Here is an 18,582-nt window from a genome sequence, read left to right on the forward strand (position 1 = left end):
GTCAATCTGTTTCCGATCACACTGACATTCCTTCAATTCGCCGCACGGCGGCGGTGGCGGGATGCGCAGGCCCATGGCCGGCGCGGCGCGTTCAGCCCCCGGTACTGCCGAGGCGGACCGTGTGCTCCACCCGACCGCCGTAATCGTTGATGGTGATGAAGCGCACCTGGTCGGAGCCCGCCGGTGCGGTGAACTCCAGGCTCTGCTTCGGCGCGACCATGGCGCCCTTGTCCTCGACGGTCTTCTCGCTGCTGCCGGTCACGGCATGCACTTCGGCCAGCGTGACGTGGAAGGGGCTGGGGTTTTCCACCCGCAGGCGATCGCCCGTGCGGGTCCAGCGCAACGCTGCCGGCGCGTCGTTGGCGACGCCCTTCAGGCCCTGCGGCCGGTAGAACAGTTTCAGGCGCGAACGGAACGCGACCTGCAGGTAATTCTGGTCGCCGCTGTCGGCGTTGTCGGGCGACGGCGGCACATCCAGCACGTTGAGCCAGAACACCGACTCACGGTCGGTCGGCAGCTGCGCACCGGAGAAGATCACGCGCAGCGCCTGGCTGCGGCCCGGCTCGACACGCGCGATCGGCGGCGTCAGTACAAACGGGGCGTCGCTGTTGTCGGCGGTCTGGTTGGCGTCGCCGCTGTCGATCCAGGCCTGGACCAGCGCCGGCGAATCGCCCACGTTGTCGACCTGCACGGTCACTTCGCGCGCCTGCGCCGGATAGATCACTCGCGTGCCGTTGACCACCACGCCGGCCAGAGCGTTCTGGCAGAAGGGCAGCGTGAACGCTGCCAGCAGCAGCGCCCGGGGAAAGATTGCTTTCATCGGAAGTACTACGCTCGAGGGGTGTGGCCAGGGGCCGCGAAGCACTGGCCGGCGCGTACGCCGGCCAATGCGGGTACGACGACGATCAGTTGTAGATGATCGTGTACTTGACGCTGCTGGTGACGTCGCCCGGGGTGGCGGCGGCAGTGGCGTAGTACTCAGCGTAGTAGTTCAGATCGGCCGAGCCGTCGGTGCCGACGGTGACCCACTGCGAGTTGGTCTGCGCCAGGCCAGCGCCAGCAGCCTTGATCGGCAGGAACTGGTTGTTCGAGCCCAGCAGCTGCAGCTGCACGTTGGTGGCAGCGTTGGCCGAGGCCTGGTTGACCAGGCGGCCGCTGTTGAAGTCGACGGTCGAACCCGGCTCGAAGTAGGTGGCGACGTTGCCGGCGCTGCACTTGGTCAGGTTGATGGCGAACGGGGTACGGCCCGCAACGGCACCGGCGGTGGCCAGGGTGTTCTTGGACACGGTCGGCAGGGTCACGGCGAAGTCCTTGCCGCCCGGGGTCGAGATGGTGCAGGTCTTGTCGGTCACCTTGCCATTGAAGGTGATGGTGCCGTCGGCGGCGTTGGCGGCCAGCGGAGCGGCGGCCAGCATCAGAGCGGCAATGAGGTTCATCTTGTGCATTCGCTTTTACCTAACCCTACTGAAGAGATGAGAAGTAGAGGAGGAAGCAAGGAGCACTGCCGGGCTAACAAGACCCATCCTTGCGTCTCACCTGTGGCCGGACTCGGACATACCTCTCCCTGAATCCGTGACGCAAGTATAGGCACAACTGTGATGAAAGTCTCATTATTTTTCTGAACGCCAATTCATTGACGCCTTAAATGTGACGTGTTAGGCGAATCACAGCCTCGGGGTGCGGGGGATTTGACGCGGGGCCCGGTCACGCTACAAACGACTGGGGATGTCGCATTGCGCGACGCGTTCGGCACGCGCGGAAACAGGCATTTTTCAGGGGGAATTTGGCTTCTTTGATGCGCATCACTCTTTCTTGGTGATGGCCCTAGCAGATTCGGAATCGTCCTATTAAAGGTTGATCGATCCTGTCGCTAACTAGGACACACCGAACCAGAGAACGTGTCATGAGGAACTCCATTCTGCTGTGCGTGGCCCTGATGTCCGTCAGTGCGCTGGCCCAGGCCAGCAGCGGCAGCATCCGTTTCAGCGGCCGTATCGCCGAGCCGGGCTGCACGACGAACCTGTCCCAGGGTGAGCTGAGCCTGGCGGCCTGCCCGCCGTCGGCCAAGGGCTCGACGGTGGCCGTGACGGCACTGGCCGATGGCCAGGCGGCGACGCTGCGTGACGGCAAGCGCCAGGGCCAGAAGCTGTCGGTGTCGGCCAGCGCGATGCGCGCCGGCGATATCGCCTTCTCCGAGCGCTACAGCGTGCAGGCTTCGAGGCAGCAGCCGCTGCAGGGCGCCTACCTGGTGGTCGTCGACTACCTGTAAGCCCTGCAGGCCGGTATTACTCCGGCTGCGGCAATTCGAACACCTGGCGCAGGTAGGCCAGGTAACCCGGGTCGTCGCACATGCTCTTGCCCGGCGAATCGCTGAGCTTGGCCACCGGCTGGCCGTTGCAGCGGACCATCTTGATGACGATGTTGAGCGGCGTCGGGCCGAGGTCATTGGTCAGGTGGGTGCCAACGCCGAACGCGACCTGGCAGCGACCGCGGAAGTAGTCGTACAGCCGCATCACCTTGGCGATGTCGAGCCCATCGCTGAACACCAGCACCTTGCTGCGCGGATCGACCCGGCGCTGCTGGAAATGCGCCAGCATGCGGTCGCCCCAGTCGAACGGATCGCCGGAGTCATGGCGCACACCGTCGAACAGCTTGCAGAAATACATGTCGAAGTCGCGCAGGAACGCGTCCAGGCCGACCACGTCGGACAGCGCGATGCCAAGATCGCCGCGGTACTCGCGCGCCCACGATTCCAGTGCTGCCACCTGCGAATCACGCAGGCGCGGGCCGAGCGCCTGGAACGCCTGCAGGTACTCGTGGGCCATGGTGCCGTGCGGGGTCATGCCATACAGGCGCGCGAAGTGGACGTTGCTGGTACCGACCAGCTGCGGGCCGAGCGCGTCGCGCAGCAGCGGCAGCAGGCGGGCATGCCAGTCACGCGAGTAGCGGCGGCGGCTGCCGTAGTCGGCGATGCGGCAGTGCTCGAAACCGGGGGTATCGCGCAGCAGCGCGGCCTTGGCCTGCAGGCGGCGCTCGCCTTCGGCGAAGTCGGCCGTGGTGGTGTTGCGGAACCAGACTTCGTTGATGATCGCCAGCAGCGGCACTTCGAACAGGATCGTGTGCAGCCACGGGCCGGTGATGTCCAGCTCGATCTCGCCGGGCACGGCCGTCGACGCACGCAGCTGGATGTACTTGCGGTCCAGATGGAACAGGCCGAGGAAATCGGCGAAGTCCGGCTTCACGAAGCGCAGGCCACGCATGTAGTCCAGTTCCGCGTCGCTGAAACGCAGGCTGCACAGGTGGTCGATTTCCTCATCGATCTGGGCGATGTAGCTTGCCAGGTCGATGCCGGGGGTGCGGCACTTGAACCGGTACTGCACCTGGGCGCCGGGGTGCTGGTGGAGCACCGCCTGCATCATGGTGAACTTGTACAGGTCGGTGTCGAGCAGGGACTGGATGATAGGCATGGGGCGGATTATGCGCCCGGCGGAGTGAACCGTGGGCGCGGCGAGTGGAGCCACACCATGCGTGGATGCCCCTATCCATGCAGCCGAGCGTGGGCTCGGCTCTACAACGACCTGCGCAGCAGGCGCGGCACCAGCATCAGCGCATGCACCCAGATCGCAGCCCATACCGCCGCGCGCACCGGCAGCGAACGCTGCCTGGCCTCGAACTTCTGGAAGTAGCGCCACAGCCCCCTGTGCTTGTGCCATTCCACGAAGAACGGCCGCGAGCGGCTGGAGACACCGCGCACATGGGTAACCTGCAGGTCGTTGGCGATCGCTACCACCGCGCCGGCTTCGCGCGCGCGCCGGCACAGGTCCAGGTCCTCGGCGTGCAGGCGATAGCCCGCGTCCCAGCCACCGATACGGTCGAACAGCGCGCGCGGCATCATCAGCAGTGCGCCGGACAGTGCCGGCACCCGCTGCAGTGCCTGGTGCGGCTCACGCGGAACCGCCAGCTTCGAGCCCTTGCCGGGCGAACGCAGCATCCTCAGGAAATCCGGGTCGCGGCGGCGCACCGCCTCGTCGGCATGGCCATGCTCGTCCACCTGTTCAACGCCCAGCAGGCAGTCGCCCAGCGCTTCGGCGCGGGAGCGCAGTTCGGCCAGCGTGTCCGGCTCGACCATCAGGTCCGGGTTGATGAAGGCCAGCCACGGGCTGTGCGAGTCGGCCACGCCCTGGTTGTTGGCGGCGGCGAAGCCGGGATTGTCCGGGTTGCCGACGAAGCGCACGCGTGGATCGTGGCTGGCATGCCGCTGCACGATGTCCAGGGTGCCATCCAGCGAACCATTGTCGATCACCCGGATCTCGGCCACATCCTGCGCCTGGCGCAGGCGCGAGAGGCAGGCATCGATGGTGCTGCCACTCTGGTAAGTGACGACGATGGCGGCGATGGCAACATTCAAACGGGTGGCTCCGGCACTGACGGGACGAACAGGTCGCCCTGTTCCTTCGGCATTATCGCCTGCCGCATGCGCTGCTGCAGGTCGGCGCGCAGCCCGTGCAGCGGGTCGTGCATCAGGAAATCGGCCAGCCGCGGTACCCAGGCCGGCCAGCGCGCGGCCAGGGCCTCCAGATCGCCATCGCGGCTGACCGCCTCCCCTGCCCGGCTGACGAAGGCGGTCTCGCACAGCACGTTGCGCCAGCCAAGGCCTGCCATGCGCAGGCTGAGGTCGACCAGTGCCGCGTTCCAGCCAGCGTAGCTGTCCACGTCCAGGCCGCCGGCGCGACGGCGCGCGTTGCCGCGCACCAGCACCGCGTGGGTGACCGCCGATGGCAGCTCCGGGTGAAGCGTCGGCAGCGTCGCGCAGGTGTGCGCCAGCAGGACCGGGTCCTGCGGCTCGGGATTGATCTCGCCCAGCCGTGGCCACGCGGCGGTTTCGCCGGCATTGCACCACGGGGTTGCGGTCGCGATGGCGGCATCGCGGGCGAAGGTGTCCTGCAGCTGCTGCAGCCAGCCCGGCGCGGGCACGCTGTCCGGTGCCAGCACCGCCACGTCCATGCCATCGCAGGCGCGCAGCATCTCGTCCAGGTGCGCCACCTCGCCCAGCGGCCGCGCACGGCGGGTGTACTCGGCCTGCAGTGGCGTATGCGCCAACCAGTGGTCCACCACCGCCTGCGCGCGCGGCCCGGTCTGCGCGTCGTCGGCCAGCCAGACCGCGGTTCCCGGCGCGGTGCCGGCATCCAGTGCGGCCAGGCAGCGGTCGAGCGCGGCATCGTCCACGCACAGCGGCAACAACACGATCGCCCCCATCCCGCCTCCGTGGTTGTCGGTGGCCACAGCGTAGCACCGGGAGGGTATCGGCCGGGTTGCACCCGGCACCCGCGGTAGTGCCGGCCGCTGGCCGGCAACAGCAACAGCCGAAGCAGAAGCCGGCCATCCGTGGGTTGGCGGGGTGGGCCCGGTTGCGGGGGACGCTGCAAGTACGTCCATGTAAGCTCGGTCGCCGCATCCATGCGGCTCACGCCCCCGCAACCGGACCCACCCCGCCTTCGACAGATTTCTGCGATCTGTCGGCAAAGCCTGGGGTCAGATCCGTTTTCCAGAGGAAAACGGATCTGACCCCATTTTCTGATTTCGAAATCTGACAGACAGTCATCCACGCATGGCGCGGATCTACCGTGTCGACCAAGGTCGACACCTACCAACAGCCGCAGGAATCTGTCAGAGGTGTGTCGGCGTGGGGTGGCAGGACCGTTGGCGCCATGGATGGCGCCATCGAGCCCCCAGGGACGGGTTTACGGCGTGTCCTGCCACCCCACGCCGACCCACCCTCCCTCAGTAAACCCGCTGTTGCTTTCGCTTTGGCCGTTGCCGTTGCTCCGGCCTCGGCGGGTGTCGGGCGCCGCCCGGCCGTCACCCCTTACTTCTTCGCGCGCGGCTGGTTCAGCGGCTCCATTGCGCGGAAGCGCTTGCTGTACTCGTCGGTCAGGTTGCGCGATTCCTGGCTGTTGCGGACGATGGTCGGGGTCAGCAGCACGATCACTTCCGAACGACGGCTGGTGCGGGTCTTCTGCCCGAACAACGCACCGACCACCGGAATCCTGCTCAACCCCGGGATGCCGCTGCTGCCGTCGGTGGCCGAATCGGTGATCAGGCCGGCCAGCATGATGGTGTCGCCACTCTGCACCGCCGCTTCGGTGGACAGCTTCTTGGTCGAGATGCGCGGGTTGCAGTTGCGCTCGGTCGGGTTGCAGTCCTCCGGCACGTCCGAGGCGCTGCTGACTTCCTGCACGATGTCCAGGAACACGGTGCCGTCGCGGGTCACGCGCGGGCGCACCTTGAGGATCACGCCGGTGTCGATGTACTGCACCGAGCTGTAGGTGCTGGTGCCCACGCCAGTGTTCACCGTGGTGGTGTTGATCGGCACCTTGTCGCCGACGTTGAGCGTGGCCTCGGCGTTGTTGCGGACGAACACCGACGGCGTCTGCAGCAGGCGCAGGTCGGTCACCTTGTCCAGTGCACTGACCACCGCGGCCGCGTTGTGGCCGGTGAAGGCCCAGCCCACACCGTCATTGCCGGTGACGCCGCCGGCGAAGGTGTTCCACGAGCCACCTGCAGCCGGCGGCAGGGTCAGGCCCGCCAGGGCTCCGGTGAGCGCGCGACCGGCCACGGCATTGTCGAAGAACCAGTTCACACCGTACTTCAGGTCACCGGTCAGCGCGACTTCGGCCACCTGTGCCTCGATGTGTACCTGCAGCGGCATCACGTCCAGCTTCTCGATCACCTCGCGGATCGAGCGCCACGCCTGCGGCGTCGAGCGCACCAGCAGGGTGTTGGTTTCCTCCACCGCCGACACGCCGACGCGGTCGCCCTCCACTTCCAGGCTGACACTGACGTTGCCGGGCTGGCGCTGCGGCAGGTTCAGGCTGCCATTGCTGCTGCCATTACTGCTGCCACTGCCACTACCACTGGTTCCGCCCAGCGTCGAACCCAGGTTGCTGCTGCTGTTGTCCATGCCACGGTCGCCGTCGCCGCCTAGCTGCGACGGAATGGCGCCCGGTGCCAGCGAGGCCGGGCTGGAGCCGCCGCGGTTGCCACTGCTGGCGAAGGCCTCGCTGAGGCGCTCGGCCAGGTCGCGCGCCTTGATGTAGCGCAGCTCGTAGGAGAACAGGCGGGCGCTGCCACCAGCGGTGTCGATACGATCCAGCCACTGCTGGATCTGGTCCAGGTAGCGCACCTGCGGCGTGATCACCAACACGGCGTTGGCATTCTCCAGCGGCAGGAAACGGAACATGCCGGCGCTGGGCGTCTTGCTCTCTTCGCCGAACACCTTTTCCAGGTCGGCCGCGACCTGCTCGGCCTTGCCCGACTGGATCGGGAACACGCCCACCGACATGCCCGACAACCAGTCGACGTCGAAGATCTCGACGGTGCGCAGGTAGTTTTCCAGTTCCGCGCGGGTACCCCCCAGGGTGATCACGTTGCGGCCACTGTCCACGTTGACGATGGCGTTGGGGCGCGCGTACGGCTCCAGCACCTTCTTCATTTCGGTGGCGGAGATGAACTGCAGCGGGACCACGCGGACTTCGAAGCCGCGCGCGCTGGCCGCGGGTGCCGTGCTTGGCGCGACCGTGCCGGCCAGCGCCTGGTCGGCGGCGACGATGTTGTAGCGCCCACCGCTGTAGACCATCCGCGCGTTGTTCCAGCCCAGCACCATCTCCAGCAGGTTCAGTGCCTGCGCCGGCGATACCGGCTTGGGCGTGGCCAGGGTGACCGTGCCCTGCACGCCTGGTGCGATCACGTAGTTCTGGCCAAGCATGTCACCAAGGATGGCCTTGACCACCGCATGCAGCGATTCGCCTTCGAAGTTGAAGGTCGCCTCGCCGGTACTGGCACCGTGCAGCGCCGGTGCCGGCGCACGCGCGGCCTCGCGGTTGATCATGGTGCCGGTGCCGCGGCGGATCACCGCCTGCGGTGCCCCCTGGCTTTCACGGGCGGCATCGGCAGCGACATCGGCCGCCTGGCCGGCGTCGGCGCTTGGCGACAGATTGCCGTTGCGCTGCACGTGCGGCGCGGACACCGTACTGCAGCCGACCAGCAGCGCGAGGGCAAAGGACCAGGGAAGAAAACGCAGGTTCATGCATTCACTCTATCGGTTGGTGCCATCGCCCGGGGGCGGCGACGGTTGTTGCTGCTGTTGCTGCAGCTGGCGGCGGCGGGCCTGGATGCGCTCGCGGATGGCCTGCATCTGCGCTTCACTGGGACCGTTGTTGTTGGCCGGTGGGGTTGTTGCAGCGGCCGCCGCAGGCGCTGGTGCATTGCCAGCGGGCGACGGCGATGGGATTGCCGCGGGCGGTGGCGGCGCCGGCGGAGCGCCCGCCGAGGGCGGCACCACGATCGCACCTGCAGGCGGTGCGCCGTTGGCACCGCGCAGCACCGTCGGCGGCTCACCGCCCTGGCCGTTGAACACCGCCAGTTCCAGGACCTGGTTGCCACCGGGGCCGATCACCGTCGCCTGGCGCGGCTGCAGCGCCACCAGCTGCCAGCCATCCACGGCTTCGCCGTTGAGGCGCAGGCGCAGCGAGCGGTTCTGTTCGGTGGTGAACGTGGCCATGCCGAAATCGCCGGTCAGCAGCACACCGGTGAGGCGCAACGCGGCGCTGGCCGCCGGTTCGCTGCCACCCAGCAGATAAGGCCGCGGCCTGCGGTCTTCGGCGAACAACGGGCGCTCACCGATCGCGCTGTAGCTGTCGGCGCTGGCCATGCGCTCGGCCGCCAGCGGCGGCAGCGATGGCAGCGATGGCGCGGCGTCGGCATCACCGCCGGCACCCGGCAGCTGGCTGCCCAGCCCGAAGCCGGTCGCCAGCCAGACGGCGGCCGCCCAACCGGCCAGCGCCAGCAGGAAGCCGGTACGCAGGCTGATCTGCTCAAGTTTCATCGGCCACCTCCTGCCCTTCGGACGGGGGCGCCGGCTGCGGCGCAGGTGCGGCCTCGGCCGGCGACGCGGACGGTGCCGGTGTCGCAGCAGGCGCCGGAACCGTGCCATCGGCGGCAGCGCCCGGCAGCAGATAGCCGGCCAGCTCGAAGGACACGTCCAGGCCCAGCCCCGATTCGTTCGGTGATTGCTGGAAGCGCTGCGCGATCAGGTTGAGGTTGTCGACGAACAGGCGTGGGCTGCCGGTTTCCAGGCTGTGCAGCACGGTGGCCAGTTCGGCCACCCCGCAGCGCAGGCGCACCTGCATGGCGACGCGCACGAACTCGGCGTCGCGCCGGTTGTCGGTCAGCGGCGTGCGGTTGCTGATGGTGCAGCTGCGGTTGCCCGGGCTGGCCATCGCCACCGCATCCTGCAGCCGGGCGCCCAATGCAGCGGCGGCAGCTTCGGCAGTGGCTTCGCGCAGGAAGCCTGGCCGCTGCTGCAGTGCCTCGCGGGTAGCGCGAAGGCGCTGTTCGATCTGCGGCTGCTGCTGCAGCTGCGCCTGCACGCGCGACTCGCGTTCGCGCAGGGCGGCGACATCGGCATCGATCGCACGCAGCGGCTGGGTGAACCAGGGGTGCACCAGCAGCAGATAGGCCAGGCCCAGCACTGCCAGCAGCAGTGCCAGCGCCAGCCAGCGGTCACGGCGTGCGCTTGGCATCGGCATCGGCCGCCTCCGGGGTTGGTGCGGCGGCCGGCAACGGCTGCAGTTCGGCGGTCATGGTGAAGCGGTCGCGGCCACTGGCCGCGCCATCGGCCTGCAGCACCCCGGTCAGGTTGACCTTGCGCCACTGCGGTGCGTCCTGCAGCAGCTGCACCAGCTGCGACGCCTCGCGGCTCAGGCCGATCAGCTGCAGGTTGTTGTTCTCGATCGCCAGCTTCTCCAGGTAGGTACCTTCCGGCAGGCGCCGGGTCAGTTCGTTCCAGATTTCAACGGTGCCGGCGCGCTGGCTGCGCTGCTTCTCCAGGAATGCGGCGCCATCGATCAGCGCCTGCAGCTGCGCGCGTTCGCTGGCCACACCTCGCGCACTGCGCGCGCTGCGCTCGACCTGTGCACGCAGCTCATCGGCGGCGGCCTGGCGGTTGTCGAGCAGCTGCACCGCGGCCAGTACCAGCATCACGACGGCAGCCACTGCCAGAAGCAGGTTCCAGCGTCGCATCGGGTCTGGCCGCAGTTGGCGCTGTGCGGGCGGCAGCAGGTTCACCTGCAGCACGTTGCCCTGCGCATCGATGGCATCGACGCCCGCCAGCGCATCGGCCCATGGGCCCACACTGGTGCGCCATGCGTCCAGCTGCCGCAATGGCCACGCCACCAGTTCGACCTGCAGCTGGCCCTCGCCGCCCGCGCCGAGCTCACGCACGTCATAACTGACCTGGGATGATTCGAACGGGGTCTGCCGGTCGATCTCGAAACCGACCACGGCGCGCAGGCGGTCGGCCGCTGCAGCGGGCAGGCGCAGGCTACGCCGCAGGACGTCCGTCGCCGGCAGCAGCCACACCCGCGGCAGAGTACGCAGGCGAGGCTCCAGCACGCGGTCCAGCTCCACCGGCGACAGCGGCCACGGCAGGCGCGCCACCGCTTCGCGGCGTTCGCCGGCTTCACGCCAGACCTGCAGCTGGTCGCCCTCGTGCTGCAGCAGCAGGCGTGCCTGGCCCCAGCCCAATGCCCATTGCCAGCGCACCGGCACCCAGGCCAGCAGCGACTGCCGCCACCAGCGCAGGAAACGGCCGGCGCCCGGGCCGATCCGGCCCTGCACCTGCCGCAGACTGTCCTGCCACGCCGTCATCTTGCTGTCATTCCCTGCTCCCAGCGAAGCACTGTGTAAGTCCGCCCGGGAACCCCGCCCGAGCCACTGCGTACCACTGCCTGCAACACCGACCTGCGTCCACTGCCGTCGATGGCACCGGACTCGATACTATAGGTGCCGCTGCTGCTGGCAAGCGTTGTCGTGCCGCCAGCGGAATCTGCATCACGCTCCTGCTGTGCGCGCTGCGCCATCACGCTGTCCGCATCCAGGCCCAGCGCGGTCAGCACCGGCGCGCTGGCGAACCGCGGATCCGGCCGTGCCTGGCGGCTGTAGAGGGTCAGGTGCGGCAGCATCGCCCGGTACAGGGGTCCGCGCATGCCCAGGACCCGCTGCAGCTCGCCCAGGGTCTCGAAGCGCTTGTTGCGTGGGCCGTAGGGCAATCCGGCTGCGGCGTAGTCCGGCGCTTCGGCGCCACCGCCCGGTTGCAGCAGGCTGTCCTCGTCGCGCCAGTCGATGATGGCGCCGGCCAACTGCCGGGCCTGTGCATCGTCTTCGCCCAGCGCCTTGAGGAAGGCGGTCAGCAGTGCGGCGTCGGCCAGGTTCAGGTTGATCTTGCCGTTCTCGTCCAGCACCTTGATCTCGATGCTGGCGTCGTCGAACTGCCAGCGGTAGGTACGGCCATCGGCACGCCAGGGCGCCCGTTGCGGATCGGCTGACAGGCGCAGGAGGGCATATTCGAGGCCGGCGCGCGCACGTTCCTGCCCGCGTGCATCGTCATCCAGCACGCGCTGCTGCAGGTGCTCGACCCGTGCGCTCAGCGCGAACGCACCGACCAGCGCCGTCATCAATGCGATCAGCCACAGCACCAGCACCAATGCCGCCCCGCGCTGACGGCTCATCGCGTGCCTCCACTGCCACCGGCACGCAGCGCCACCACCAGTGGCGGCCACGGCGCGCCCCGGGATGGCACGATCTGGATTTCCACCAGCATCGGCAGGCGGCGGGTGTCATCCCAGCGCGGCAGCCAGTCGGTCACCTGCCCGGTGCCGGCATCGATGCCGCGATAGCGCAGCTGCACCGACTTCAGGTTGTCCACCAGCACCTCCGGCGGGCGCGGCGGATTCTCGGCGATGCGCTCGCCTTCCTGCAGCAGCACGAGGTCCAGTAGCAGGCGCTGTTGGCCACCGCGTCCGTCCACCTGCAGCGCGTGCAGGTAGGGGCCGCCACGGCCGAGGTAACCGGGCAGGTCGGCGGCGAACAGCATGCGTTGCTCCTCGCCCTGGAAGAAGATGGGTTCGCGGGTGGGGTCCGGGGCCTCCAGCGGGGTGCGCAGTGCACCCGCCAGCTGCCTGCGCAGCAACGACTCGACCGCGCGCATGCGTTCGCTTTCAGCGGCGATCTGCTCGCCGCGCTGGCTGACCGCCATCGCCGAGCGCACGCTGGCAAAGGCCAGTGCCAGGCCGCCGGCCAGCAGCACGGTGGCCAGCATCACTTCGACCAGGGTGAAGCCCGCGGCGCGCCGCTTCATCGCGCGTTCTCCAGGTCGGGCGGCAACAGGCGCAGGCTGCGCCAGTGCAGTTGTTCGCGCTCGCTGTCGCCCCAGCGCACCCGCAGCTGCAGCTCGGCCAGCCATGGGGTGCCCGCTGACGTGGCCTGCACGACGTTGCCGGCGCGTGGCTCGACCCACGGCTGGACCTGCAGCTCCCAGTGATAGCGCCCCTGTTCCCAGTCACCCTGCTGGCTGCCCACCTGCAGCGGCGCGTCGACACCGGCCTGGGCCAGCAACGACTGTGCATGCAGCACCGCACGCGTGCGCAGCTCGGCGTCACGTACCTGCTTCGCGCCACCGGACAGGCTGCCCAGCAGCAGGGTCAACGCCAGGCCCAGCAGGGCGAAAGCGATGATCACTTCCAGCAGGGTGAAGCCACGCGCGCGCCGCTTCATTGCGCCCGCCAGGGGCCGGAGCGGACCTCGCCGGTCAGCCAGCCGACGTCGACGCGCCATTCGGCACCGTCGCGCTGCAACCGGATACGGCCGCCGCTGGAGCCACCATCGGGATGGAACTCGATCACGCCCTGCCCCGCCGCGGTGGCCAGCTGTGCGGCACCTTCGAACTGCACCTGCAGCTGTGCCGGCACCTCACCGTGGCGCTGGTTGGCCCCCTCCCAGCGGCGCCGTGCCGGTTCGATCACGAAGCGCTGCGGTTCGCCGCGGGCGATCGCCTGCGCGCGCACCATGCGCAGCTGGCTGGCGATGTCCTTGCCGGCGCTGCGCAGCTGCATGCCGGCGAACCCGCGCGACAGGCCGGCGGCGGTGATCAGGCCGATCGCCGCGATCAATGCGATCACCAGCAGCATTTCCAGCAACGACAGTCCAGCCGCGCGCCTGCCGTGCAGGCGCGGGCGTGGCAACCGGCGCGGCAGGAAGTGCGTCATGCGCGGTTACGGCTGGTAGCGGATGTCAGCGTCGACGCTGCTGCCGCCAGCCTTGCCATCCTTGCCCAGGCTGACCAGCTCATACGGCTGGCCTTCGCCCGGCGCCCGGTACTCCAGTGCGTGGCCCCACGGGTCATTCAGGTCGGCGGGCTTGGCGTACGGGCCGAGCCAGCCGCCGACACCGGCCGGCGCCGTCACCAGGTCGTTGAGCGTGGCCGGCAGCTTGCCGGTGTCGATCTGGTAGTTGTCGATCTTGGAGGCGACGGTCTGCACCTGCGCCTTGGCGATGTTGGCCTTGCCACGGTCGGCGCCGCCCAGCACGCGGCTGGCGACCAGGGTCAGCACCGCGCCGATCAGCACGATGACGATGATGATTTCCAGCAGGCTCATGCCCGACTGGTTGCGCGCGGCGGTGAAGGAAAGGCGGATCGGTCGGCGACGGGCAATCATGGACGGTCCTTTCAGTTGCGGAGTGTCGGGGTTGCAGGGAGTGCCATCGTCAACCGATGGCATTGGTCAGGTCATACAGCGGCACCAGCACGGCCACGATCACCGCGCCGACCACCGAGGCCAGCACCAGGGTGATCGCCGGCACCATCGCCGCCAGCATGCGGTCGATGCGCCGGGCGCTGTCCTGTTCGAAGGTGTCGGCGGCCTTGAGCAGCATGGTATCGAGTGCGCCGGATTCCTCGCCGACCTGGATCATCTGCAGCGCCAGGCGCGGGAACCGCTTGCCGCGCGACAGGGCCAGCGACAGGCCGGCGCCGTTCTTCACTTCATCGGCGGCCGTTTCGACGTCAGCGGCCAGGGCGCGGTTGCCCAGCACGTTGCGCGCGATGCCCAGTGCCCCCAGCAAGGGGACGCCGTTGCGCAGCAGTGTGCCCAGCGTGCGCGCCAGCCGGGCGGTTTCCAGCTCGCCGATGAGGCGACCGATGCCACGCCGCTGCAGCAGCCAGCCATCCAGCGCCAACCGGAACGCCGGTTGCCGCGCCTTGCGCTCGAAGAACAGCACCAGCACGCCGGGCACCACCAGCAGCAGCACCCACCAGTCACGCACGAACAGGCCCAGCTGCAGTACCGCGTTGGTGAACCACGGCAGCGCCACGTCCAGGCTTTCGTACATCTGCGCGAACTGCGGCACCACGTAGCCGAGCAGGAACAACAGCGCGCCACCGACCACCACCAGCAGTATCGCCGGGTAGACCAGCGCGTTGATGACCTTGCCCTGCAGCGCGCGGCTGCGCTCGAGGTAGTCGGCCAGGCGTTGCAGGGTTTCATGCAGGCTGCCACCGGCTTCGCCGGCGCGCACCATGTTCACGTACAGGCGCGAGAACAGCCCATGCTGGCGCTCCAGCGCGGTGGACAGCGGTGCGCCACCGCGCACCACGTCGCGGATGTCGGTGATCGCGCGGCGCGATCGTTCGTCCTCGGGCAACCCCAGCAGGATCGACAGCGCGCGGTCCAGCGGCTGGCCAGCACCGAGCAGAGTCGCCAACTGCTGGGTGAACTGCAGCAGCGCGGCCCCCTGCAGCGGGCGCTGCTGCAGCAGGTTGCGCCAGCTGCTGCCGCCGATCGCGCCGGCGTCGGCCAGCTGCGTCTCCATCGGCAGGTGGCCCTGGTCCTGCAGGCGCGCGATCAGCTCGGCCTCGCTGGCCGCTTCCATCTGCCCATCGAAGACCTCGCCATGCGGATTGAGCGCCTTGTAGCGATAGTTCGGCATGTCAGCCCCGGCGTCCTGCACGCATCAGCTTTCCTCGGTCACGCGCAGCACTTCCTCGATGGTGGTCTGCCCGCTCAACGCCTTGGACAGGCCATCCTCGTACATGGTGCGCATGCCGGCCTCGCGGGCGATGCGCTCGATCTCACCCATGCCATCGCGGCGCATCACCGCACGGCGCAGCGCATCGTTCATCACCAGGAATTCCATGATGGTGGTACGCCCCAGGTAGCCGGTCGGCGCCAGCGCAGACGGCTTCGGGCGGTACAGGTGGATCGGCCCTTCCGGCTGCAGGCGGCGCAGTTCGAACCGCTCGATCTCTTCCGGCGAGGCTTCGTAGCGCTCGGCGTGGGTCGGCTCCAGCCGGCGTACCAGGCGCTGGGCCAGGATGCCGTTGATGGTGGACGTGAGCAGGTAGTCCTCCACGCCCATGTCGAGCAGGCGGGTGATGCCACCGGCTGCGTTGTTGGTATGCAGGGTGGACAGCACCAGGTGGCCGGTCAGCGCCGACTGGATGGCGATGCGCGCGGTTTCCAGGTCGCGCATTTCACCGATCATGATGATGTCCGGATCCTGGCGCACGATGCTGCGCAGGGCATTGGCGAAGTCGAGGCCGATCTGCGGCTTGGCCTGGATCTGGTTGATGCCTTCTATCTGGTATTCCACCGGGTCTTCGACCGTGATGATCTTGACGTCGGCGGTGTTGAGCTGGCTCAGCGCGGTGTACAGCGTGGTGGTCTTGCCCGAGCCGGTCGGGCCGGTGACCAGCAGGATGCCATGCGGCTGTTCCAGCACCTTGCGGAACTGCGGCAGGAAGGCATCGGTGAAGCCGAGCCGGTGGAAATCGAACACCACCGTTTCGCGGTCCAGCAGGCGCATCACCACGCTTTCGCCATGCGCGGTCGGTACCGTGCTCACGCGCAGGTCCAGCTCCTTGCCCTGCACGCGCAGCATGATGCGGCCGTCCTGCGGCAGGCGGCGCTCGGCGATGTTGAGCCGGGCCATGATCTTGATGCGGCTGATCACCGCAGCGGTGAGGTTGGCCGGCGGGCTTTCGCCCTCCACCAGCACGCCATCGACGCGGTAGCGGACCTTCAACCGGCTCTCGAACGGTTCGACATGGATATCCGAAGCGCGCAGCTCCACCGCACGCTGGATCACCAGGTTGACCAGGCGGATCACCGGTGCTTCCGACGCAAGGTCGCGCAGGTGCTCGATGTCGTCGACCGCACCGCCCTCGCCATCCGCGGTTTCCACGATCGCGCCCATCGCGCTGCGGCCCTGGCCGAACCAGCGCTCGACCAGGTCATCGATCTCCGCGCGCATGCCCAGCACCGGTGTCACCGGGACCCCAAGGGCCAACTGCACGGCCTGCTGTGGATAGGCGTCGTGGGCATCGGCCAGCCACAGCCGCACCCCGTGTTCATCCAACTCCAGCGGGCACACATGGAACTGCTTCAGGAAGCGCAGCGACAGCGGAAGTCCCTCGGCCAGCGCCTGCGGCGGGGCCTCCGGCACCTGCTTGCCCTCCAGCAGCGGCAGGCCCAGCACCTCAGCGCTGGCCTGTGCCTGGTCGCGTTCAGACACCAGGCCCAGGCGCACCAGCAGGCCCAGCAGACTGCCGCCGGCCTCGGCATGCAACGGCCGCGCGCGTGCCAGGTCTCCTTCCTTGAGCCGGCCGCGCGCCAGCAACGCATCCAGGATGCGGCCTTCGGCGTCGTCGGTAACGGTTGCAGCGAGCGCGTTCACGTGACTCTCCTGTCAATCGGCCCGACTTTAGCAGTTAAGCCGTGATTTCCGCCGCCCTGCGGCCACCTTTCGTAAAAAGACGAAGCCCGTCACACAGGGTGACGGGCATCGGCCGTTCAACTACGACACGAGGTGATTACTGCGTGGCGAGAATGCTCACGCCGTTGTATGCCGCTTCGCCCACCACCTTGATGTAATAGGTGCCCGCCACCGGCTTGTTCACCCGCACCGTTTCGGACGTGCCGGGACGGGTCGACTTGCCGTCGTTGTCGCTGGCGCTCGGCTCACGCCCCTGGGCAATGTAGACCGAGACGTTGCCGGTGCCACCGTAGGTGATCACGCTGAGCTGCTTTCCGGCGACGGCTTCGAAGCTGTACAGCTTGCTGCTGCCGGCAGCACCGTTCAGGCCGCCGACTGCGGCCTTGTTGGTCAGCGGCGTGGCCACCGGCCCGCAGTTCTCGGTGCACGGTTCTTCCAGTGCCTTGGCCAGCGCGGCCTTGGCATCGAGGATGCCGGTACCGATCGGGGTCGCCGCCGGGATGGCGACCGGGAACGGACGCGCCGTTTCCTTCAGCAGGGTACGCATCGCGGCCGGGGTCAACGGATCCTTGCCCTTGGCGATCAGTGCGCTCTGCACCAGTGCCGCAACGGCGGCCACATGCGGCGAGGCCATCGAGGTACCGCCCATGCCCATGTAGCCCGGCGTGCCCGATTCCGGCGTGGTGGCCGCATTGGAGCCGGTCTGCCAGATGTAGCCGCCCGGGTTGCCGTCGACACTGCCGCCACCGCCCGGACCGGACAGGTCCACGCGGGCTCCATAGTTGGAGTAGTAGGTGATGCCACCGGTGATGCGGGTGGCACCCACGGTCACCACGCCTTCGCAGCTGGCCGGCTGGTACTTGGACGCGTTGTCGGCTTCATTGCCGGCAGCCACCACCACCGTGGTACCGCGCGAGATCGCGCCGTTGATCGCGTCCTGGTAGGTGCTGGCGCAGGAACCACCGCCCCCCAGGCTCATGTTGATGATCTCGGCCGGATTGGTGTTGGCCGGGATGCCGGTCACGGTACCGCCGGAAGCCCAGGTCACCGCATCAGCGATGTCGGACAGGTAGCCGCCGCACTTGCCCAGCACGCGGACCGGCAGCACCTTGGCCTTGTAGGCGACACCGGCCATGCCGACGCCGTTGTTGGTCTGCTCGGCCACGGTGCCGGCGACGTGGGTGCCGTGCCAGGAACTGTCGTCGGCCAGCGAGCCGTCATAGCACTCGTTGTCGTTCTCGACCCAATCACCGTAGTCCTGCGCACCCGGCACGCGATCGTTGGTCGGGCGCCGCGAGGTCTCCGCATCGCTGATGAAGTCGTAGCCTTCCAGCAGGTTTCCGACCAGGTCCGGATGCTGCGGCAGGACGCCGGTATCGATCACTGCCACCACGATGCCCTCGCCCTGCGAGACATCCCACGCCGCCGGTGCGTTGATGCCGCCGACCGCATTGTGCAGATGCCACTGGTTCTGCTGGTAGAAGGGATCGTTCGGCACCAGCGCCGGCTGCACGTTGCCGGCACGCAGTTCGCTGCGGCGCAGCTTCACGTCGGCTTCGGCGTACTGCACCGACGGATCGGCCTTCAGTTCCTTCAGCACGCGCTGCAGTTCGGCCGGTGCCAGGCGGCCCTGCACACGGATCAGGTCCGCACCGGTAGACAGCTTGCGGACCACCTGCGGGCCGAGCGTGTTGGCGCGTGACGTGCCGCCGGAGAGACTGGCACGGGTCAGTGCGGACTGCACGGTGGACAGCTTCGCCGAGCGGTCGGTGGCGGCAGCAGCGCCGGCCCGGTACTTGACGATGATGCGCTCGGTACCCGGCTGGGCGGTGCTGGCCTGGCGCACCGGTTCACGGGTCGGCAACCCGGCGGCGTGGACGGCACCGACCGCCGTCATCGACAGCACGGCGGCGGCAAGCACATTGATGCGAAGGTTCTGCTTCTTGATCACGTCGAATTCCTCTTCTGGGTCAT

The 18,582-nt window shown here is 68.3% G+C and carries 18 protein-coding genes; 1 reads left to right on the forward strand and 17 read right to left on the reverse strand.

The genetic code is table 11. The features are described 5' to 3' along the window. Positions 1–91: 91 nt before the first annotated feature. Both VG556_RS15580 and VG556_RS15585 read right to left on the reverse strand, forming a co-directional pair. Positions 92–820: a fimbrial biogenesis chaperone gene (locus tag VG556_RS15580; RefSeq protein ID WP_014645904.1), complete on the reverse strand. Its 729-nt coding sequence runs from the start codon at positions 818–820 to the stop codon at positions 92–94. Positions 821–905: 85 nt separating this feature from the next. Beyond that, positions 906–1,445: a fimbrial protein gene (locus VG556_RS15585; RefSeq protein ID WP_014645903.1), complete on the reverse strand. Its 540-nt coding sequence runs from the start codon at positions 1,443–1,445 to the stop codon at positions 906–908. 458 nt (positions 1,446–1,903) lie between these two features. Here VG556_RS15585 and VG556_RS15590 point away from each other — a divergent pair, with 458 nt between their 5' ends. Continuing rightward, positions 1,904–2,269 carry a hypothetical protein gene (locus VG556_RS15590; RefSeq protein WP_100449331.1) on the forward strand — a complete coding sequence of 122 codons (366 nt, stop codon included), beginning with the start codon at positions 1,904–1,906 and terminating at the stop codon, positions 2,267–2,269. A gap of 16 nt (positions 2,270–2,285) precedes the next feature. Here the strand turns inward: VG556_RS15590 and pncB are convergent, their stop codons facing one another. The 15 genes from pncB to VG556_RS15665 form a co-directional block, all read right to left on the reverse strand. Further along, positions 2,286–3,467, reverse strand: a complete 1,182-nt coding sequence (pncB, locus tag VG556_RS15595) for a nicotinate phosphoribosyltransferase (RefSeq protein ID WP_014645901.1) — start codon at positions 3,465–3,467, stop codon at positions 2,286–2,288. Positions 3,468–3,568: 101 nt separating this feature from the next. After that, entirely contained in the window at positions 3,569–4,408 is an 840-nt protein-coding gene (locus VG556_RS15600; protein WP_032962463.1) for a glycosyltransferase family 2 protein, read from the reverse strand. Continuing rightward, complete coding sequence (locus tag VG556_RS15605; protein ID WP_100449330.1) at positions 4,405–5,256, reverse strand: glycosyltransferase family 2 protein; 852 nt, start codon at positions 5,254–5,256, stop codon at positions 4,405–4,407. The genes VG556_RS15600 and VG556_RS15605 overlap by 4 nt, the downstream gene beginning before the upstream one ends. Positions 5,257–5,866: 610 nt before the next feature. Further along, complete coding sequence (gene gspD, locus VG556_RS15610; RefSeq protein WP_100449329.1) at positions 5,867–8,086, reverse strand: type II secretion system secretin GspD; 2,220 nt, start codon at positions 8,084–8,086, stop codon at positions 5,867–5,869. A gap of 9 nt (positions 8,087–8,095) precedes the next feature. Further along, the gene (locus VG556_RS15615) at positions 8,096–8,884 is read right to left on the reverse strand and encodes a hypothetical protein (protein ID WP_014645897.1); all 789 of its coding nucleotides are present in this window, start codon (positions 8,882–8,884) and stop codon (positions 8,096–8,098) included. Further along, positions 8,874–9,587 carry a type II secretion system protein GspM gene (gene gspM, locus VG556_RS15620; RefSeq protein ID WP_049404735.1) on the reverse strand — a complete coding sequence of 238 codons (714 nt, stop codon included), beginning with the start codon at positions 9,585–9,587 and terminating at the stop codon, positions 8,874–8,876. The genes VG556_RS15615 and gspM overlap by 11 nt, the downstream gene beginning before the upstream one ends. Continuing rightward, positions 9,562–10,707 carry a PilN domain-containing protein gene (locus VG556_RS15625; RefSeq protein WP_014645895.1) on the reverse strand — a complete coding sequence of 382 codons (1,146 nt, stop codon included), beginning with the start codon at positions 10,705–10,707 and terminating at the stop codon, positions 9,562–9,564. The genes gspM and VG556_RS15625 overlap by 26 nt, the downstream gene beginning before the upstream one ends. After that, entirely contained in the window at positions 10,704–11,567 is an 864-nt protein-coding gene (locus tag VG556_RS15630; RefSeq protein WP_032957949.1) for a general secretion pathway protein GspK, read from the reverse strand. The genes VG556_RS15625 and VG556_RS15630 overlap by 4 nt, the downstream gene beginning before the upstream one ends. After that, a complete protein-coding gene (locus VG556_RS15635; RefSeq protein ID WP_100449328.1) occupies positions 11,564–12,196 on the reverse strand; it encodes a type II secretion system protein J in 633 nt (210 codons plus the stop codon). The genes VG556_RS15630 and VG556_RS15635 overlap by 4 nt, the downstream gene beginning before the upstream one ends. Then, positions 12,193–12,612 (reverse strand): type II secretion system protein XpsI, encoded by a 420-nt coding sequence (gene xpsI / locus VG556_RS15640; RefSeq protein ID WP_032956500.1) that lies wholly within the window; start codon positions 12,610–12,612, stop codon positions 12,193–12,195. Before xpsI ends, VG556_RS15635 begins: the two co-directional genes overlap by 4 nt. After that, entirely contained in the window at positions 12,609–13,103 is a 495-nt protein-coding gene (xpsH, locus tag VG556_RS15645; protein ID WP_014645891.1) for a type II secretion system protein XpsH, read from the reverse strand. The genes xpsI and xpsH overlap by 4 nt, the downstream gene beginning before the upstream one ends. Positions 13,104–13,109: 6 nt before the next feature. Beyond that, complete coding sequence (gene gspG / locus VG556_RS15650) at positions 13,110–13,553, reverse strand: type II secretion system major pseudopilin GspG (RefSeq protein WP_014645890.1); 444 nt, start codon at positions 13,551–13,553, stop codon at positions 13,110–13,112. A gap of 49 nt (positions 13,554–13,602) precedes the next feature. After that, a complete protein-coding gene (gene xpsF / locus VG556_RS15655; RefSeq protein WP_032956504.1) occupies positions 13,603–14,823 on the reverse strand; it encodes a type II secretion system protein XpsF in 1,221 nt (406 codons plus the stop codon). Between the two features lie 24 nt (positions 14,824–14,847). Beyond that, positions 14,848–16,569 (reverse strand): type II secretion system ATPase GspE, encoded by a 1,722-nt coding sequence (gspE, locus tag VG556_RS15660; RefSeq protein ID WP_014035931.1) that lies wholly within the window; start codon positions 16,567–16,569, stop codon positions 14,848–14,850. Between the two features lie 136 nt (positions 16,570–16,705). Beyond that, positions 16,706–18,559 carry a S8 family peptidase gene (locus VG556_RS15665; protein WP_100449327.1) on the reverse strand — a complete coding sequence of 618 codons (1,854 nt, stop codon included), beginning with the start codon at positions 18,557–18,559 and terminating at the stop codon, positions 16,706–16,708. Positions 18,560–18,582 lie beyond the last annotated feature (23 nt).

The organism is Stenotrophomonas sp. CASM106 (assembly GCF_049384825.1).
GTDB classification, from domain to species: domain Bacteria; phylum Pseudomonadota; class Gammaproteobacteria; order Xanthomonadales; family Xanthomonadaceae; genus Stenotrophomonas; species Stenotrophomonas muris.

Excerpts from the sequence above, each read along its gene's own strand:
- VG556_RS15625 (WP_014645895.1), bottom strand. The coding sequence starts at position 10,707 with ATGACGGCGTGGCAGGACAGTCTGCGGCAGGTGCAGGGCCGGATCGGC.
- gspD (WP_100449329.1), bottom strand. The coding sequence starts at position 8,086 with ATGAACCTGCGTTTTCTTCCCTGGTCCTTTGCCCTCGCGCTGCTGGTC.
- VG556_RS15580 (WP_014645904.1), bottom strand. The coding sequence starts at position 820 with ATGAAAGCAATCTTTCCCCGGGCGCTGCTGCTGGCAGCGTTCACGCTG.
- VG556_RS15615 (WP_014645897.1), bottom strand. The coding sequence starts at position 8,884 with ATGAAACTTGAGCAGATCAGCCTGCGTACCGGCTTCCTGCTGGCGCTG.
- gspG (WP_014645890.1), bottom strand. The coding sequence starts at position 13,553 with ATGATTGCCCGTCGCCGACCGATCCGCCTTTCCTTCACCGCCGCGCGC.
- xpsI (WP_032956500.1), bottom strand. The coding sequence starts at position 12,612 with ATGAAGCGGCGCGCGCGTGGCTTCACCCTGCTGGAAGTGATCATCGCT.
- xpsF (WP_032956504.1), bottom strand. The coding sequence starts at position 14,823 with ATGCCGAACTATCGCTACAAGGCGCTCAATCCGCATGGCGAGGTCTTC.
- gspM (WP_049404735.1), bottom strand. The coding sequence starts at position 9,587 with ATGCCGATGCCAAGCGCACGCCGTGACCGCTGGCTGGCGCTGGCACTG.
- pncB (WP_014645901.1), bottom strand. The coding sequence starts at position 3,467 with ATGCCTATCATCCAGTCCCTGCTCGACACCGACCTGTACAAGTTCACC.
- VG556_RS15590 (WP_100449331.1), top strand. The coding sequence starts at position 1,904 with ATGAGGAACTCCATTCTGCTGTGCGTGGCCCTGATGTCCGTCAGTGCG.
- VG556_RS15585 (WP_014645903.1), bottom strand. The coding sequence starts at position 1,445 with ATGCACAAGATGAACCTCATTGCCGCTCTGATGCTGGCCGCCGCTCCG.
- VG556_RS15635 (WP_100449328.1), bottom strand. The coding sequence starts at position 12,196 with ATGAAGCGGCGCGCCGCGGGCTTCACCCTGGTCGAAGTGATGCTGGCC.
- xpsH (WP_014645891.1), bottom strand. The coding sequence starts at position 13,103 with ATGACGCACTTCCTGCCGCGCCGGTTGCCACGCCCGCGCCTGCACGGC.
- VG556_RS15630 (WP_032957949.1), bottom strand. The coding sequence starts at position 11,567 with ATGAGCCGTCAGCGCGGGGCGGCATTGGTGCTGGTGCTGTGGCTGATC.
- VG556_RS15605 (WP_100449330.1), bottom strand. The coding sequence starts at position 5,256 with ATGGGGGCGATCGTGTTGTTGCCGCTGTGCGTGGACGATGCCGCGCTC.